General features: G+C 38.8%; 1 protein-coding gene. It reads left to right on the forward strand.

All coding sequences use genetic code 11. From position 1 onward, the window contains the following. Positions 1–51: 51 nt before the first annotated feature. Complete coding sequence (locus BAZSYMA_RS07635) at positions 52–3,735, forward strand: DUF3683 domain-containing protein (RefSeq protein WP_090717463.1); 3,684 nt, start codon at positions 52–54, stop codon at positions 3,733–3,735. Positions 3,736–3,910: the final 175 nt, after the last annotated feature.

Consider the following 3,910-nt stretch of genomic DNA (forward strand, 5'->3'; position numbering starts at 1 on the left):
TAACTATTATTATAGTAAAATAAGCATAGCTTAATAACCCTCTTTACAAACTTGCAACAATATCGCGAAATTCCTTACAACTATACTTCATTCTCAGACAAAGAAATCGTGTGTCGATTTTTAGGTGAACAGTCATGGAAATTACTCGAGCAACTACGAGAAAATCGCAACACAGGTCGCAGTGCGAGAATGCTGTTTGAAGTATTGGGTGATATGTGGGTGGTGAATCGCAACCCTTACTTACAAGAAGACCTGATTAACAACAAAAAACGCTGGAAGGCACTTACCCAAGCACTGTATTCTCGTCTTAACCAAATTCGCCTGCGTGCTAACGGTAATACAAAAGTATTGGAATTATTAGACAATGCTGACAAAGCAGTAAATGATTTTAAATCTTGTTTGCGTGAATTTAAAAACAACAAAACACGCATTAAAAAAGCACTACTTAAAGTCACGCACAATAACAATATTCGCTTTGATGCCCTATCACGCTCATCCCATGCCACCGATGCAACTGACTGGCGTGTTGAATATCCTGCTGTGGTTATCACCCCAGATACTGAGTTGGAAATTGCCAAAATCATCAAAACTTGTATTAAATTAGGTCTCACAATCATTCCGCGTGGCGGTGGTACGGGCTATACAGGTGGCGCTATCCCTCTGAGTGCACAAACAGCGGTCATCAATACAGAAAAACTCAGCTTTATTGATACAGTCCAACACAACGATGGGCTGTACAGTGTAAATGTCGGTGCAGGCGTGATTACCAAGCGTGTTAGTGAAGTAGCAGCAAAAAATAACTTAGTATTTGCCGTTGACCCAACTTCGCAAGATGCTTGCACTATTGGCGGCAATGTGGCAATGAATGCAGGTGGCAAAAAAGCCTTAAAATGGGGAACAACAATTGACAATCTTTTGTCATGGAAGATGATCATGCCTGATGGTAACTGGCTACAGGTAAAACGCCTTAATCACAATCAAGACAAAATTCAATTACTCAAGGAAGTGAGTTTTGAAATTCATCATTTAAAAAAAGATGCCAGCACACCAATAAAATCTGAAATACTCACGATTAACGCTAAAGACATGCGTAAAAGCGGTTTAGGCAAAGATGTTACTAATAAATTTTTAGATGGATTGCCAGGTATTCAAAAAGAAGGCTGTGATGGCTTTATTACTTCTGCACAGTTCATCTTGCACCAGCCACTTGAGCATACTAGCACACTATGTTTAGAGTTTTTTGGTTATGACTTAGATCGTGCAGTTTCTGCAATTGTTGCCATTAAAGACAGCGTAGATAATTCTAAATATGTTGATTTAATTGGCATGGAGCATCTTGATAGCCACTATATCAAAGCAGTCAATTACACCACAAAAGCCGCTCGTTCAGAATTACCAAAAATGATTTTGCTACTTGATATTAGTGCAGACCAGCAAGATTCATTAGAGTCACAAATTGAAAAAATCATCACGCTAACACAAGACAGAGATGGTGAATGTTTTGTTGCACATTCACCAGAAAAACGCCAAATTTTTTGGAAAGACCGCGCCAATACTGCAGCTATTGCCGCTCACACTAACGCTTTTAAAATTAATGAAGATGTGGTTATTCCCCTGAATAAATTAGGGGATTACTCTCATGGTGTTGAGCGTATTAACATTCGTCTATCGATTGGGAACAAACTTGCCACATTAGGCGCAATTAAGAGTTATTTTCACAGCATTGATGCAAGCACCAGTCTTATTAAAGACAAAATCAATCATACTCTATCACTGCTTGATAGAGTTGAAAACGAGTGGCAAGATGCACTAACAAGCCTTGAACAAGAAGCTGGATTTAAAGTACTACAAACTAGCGAGCGTGTGATTTCTTATGTTGCTGATTTTTCTCAGCCTTTGAATGACTTGTTAATGGGTGATGTATTTACTGAAATTCGTGACAAAGTCAAAACAATACATAGTGAATATCGTGAAGCTCGTCTATTCGTAGCGACGCATATGCACGCTGGTGATGGCAATGTACATACCAACATCCCCGTACACTCACACAACACACAAATGCTAGAATCTGCTGAAAAAGTAGTGGATGAAATCATGATTTTAGCACAGCAACTTGGGGGAGTGATTTCAGGTGAGCACGGTATTGGACTGACTAAATATCAATACTTATCCGACGAATTTAAACAAGAATTTTTCAAATACAAAAACCATATTGACCCTAACGGACATTTCAATAAAGGCAAGCTGATGCCAGATGGTAATCTTAACAATGCCTTTACCCCTTCTTTGCGCTTAGTTGAGCAAGAAGCCTTGATTTTAGAAAGCAGTGGTATTGGTGAAATCAATGACATGATAAAGTCATGTCTTCGTTGTGGTAAGTGCAAGGATGTTTGCACCACGCATGTACCTGAAGCCAATTTACTATACTCACCTCGTGATAAAATTATTGGCACCAACTTAATTTCTGAAGCGTTTTTATACGAAGAACAAACGCGTAGAGGCATCTCACTTAACCATTTTGATGAGTTTAATGATGTGGCTGAACATTGCACTATTTGCCACCGTTGTTCAAGCCCTTGTCCGGTGAATATTGATTTTGGTGATGTTTCCATCAAGATGCGAAGTATGCTGATTAAGCAAAAACAAAAGCATACAAATATTGCCACCAAATTATCAATAGCGTATCTCAATATGACCAAACCATGGCAGATTAACCTAACTAAAAAAATACTCATTGATTTTAGTTACAAGGCACAACACATTGCTGCAAAACTTAGCAAACCGTTACACAAAAAACAACCTGATAAAACCATTGGCAAACCCAGTCTTTTTACAGAATTAGTCACAATTTTAGACAAACCTCTACCTACTGATACAAATGCAGCGCCACTACGAAGCTTGCTAAATATTACCGATACTAGTAGTGTACCAATTTTAGCTCACCCTGAAAAATCAAATGCCGACTCACCAAGTGTGTTCTATTTCCCAGGTTGTGGCTCTGAGCGCCTTTATTCTGACATTGGTTTAGCCACCATCGCCCTACTCTATCATCAAGGCATAAAAGTGGTATTACCACCAAGTTACTTATGCTGTGGGTATCCACAAAGTGCAGGTGGGTATGAAGCCAAATCCAAGGAAATCACTATTGATAACCGTGTGTTATTCCATCGTATGGCAAACACACTTAATTACCTAGACATTAAGCATGTACTAACTTCTTGTGGTACTTGTATTGACCAACTCCTTACCTATGACATGGCAGATATTTTCAAAGATTCAACACTCATAGATATTCACGAATACCTATTGGAAAACAAAGTAACACTTGATGATACTGGCGATCAATACCTATACCACGCCCCCTGCCACGATCCAATTAAGTCCAAAGATTCAAGCATTGTCATCTCTGAAATTATGAACTCAAAGGTAACTAGCAATGAGCGTTGCTGTGGTGAAGCAGGCACTTTTGCAGTGGCTCGCCCTGATATTGCCAAGCAAGTAAAATTCCGCAAAGAAGCCGAAATAAAAAAGGATTTAGCAACCATAGAAACAAGTAAAGCACCCACCAAAATGCTAACCACCTGCCCTGCTTGCCGCCAAGGCTTGAGCCGTTACAGCAGCACAACTAACATTAAGCCCATCTACCCAATTGAGCTAATCGCTGAACAAAAACTCGGCAAAAATTGGCAAAAAGACTTTATCAAATCTGTGCAGATTGAAAAAGTGTTACTTTAATCAATGCAAGTCACTTTTTTTAATTCAGCCGTCTTCTGAACAAGTGTTAAATACTCAATCTCTAAATAAATCCTTTTGTAGTTATAAAAACAAATATAACGCTCTATATTTTCCACAACTTCACAATGTTTTGCTTAGTAGGAGGCTGCATTGAAATCGGATTAATGAGATTTTA

The sequence above is a fragment of the Bathymodiolus azoricus thioautotrophic gill symbiont genome (assembly GCF_001298715.1).
Taxonomy (GTDB): Bacteria; Pseudomonadota; Gammaproteobacteria; order PS1; family Pseudothioglobaceae; genus Thiodubiliella.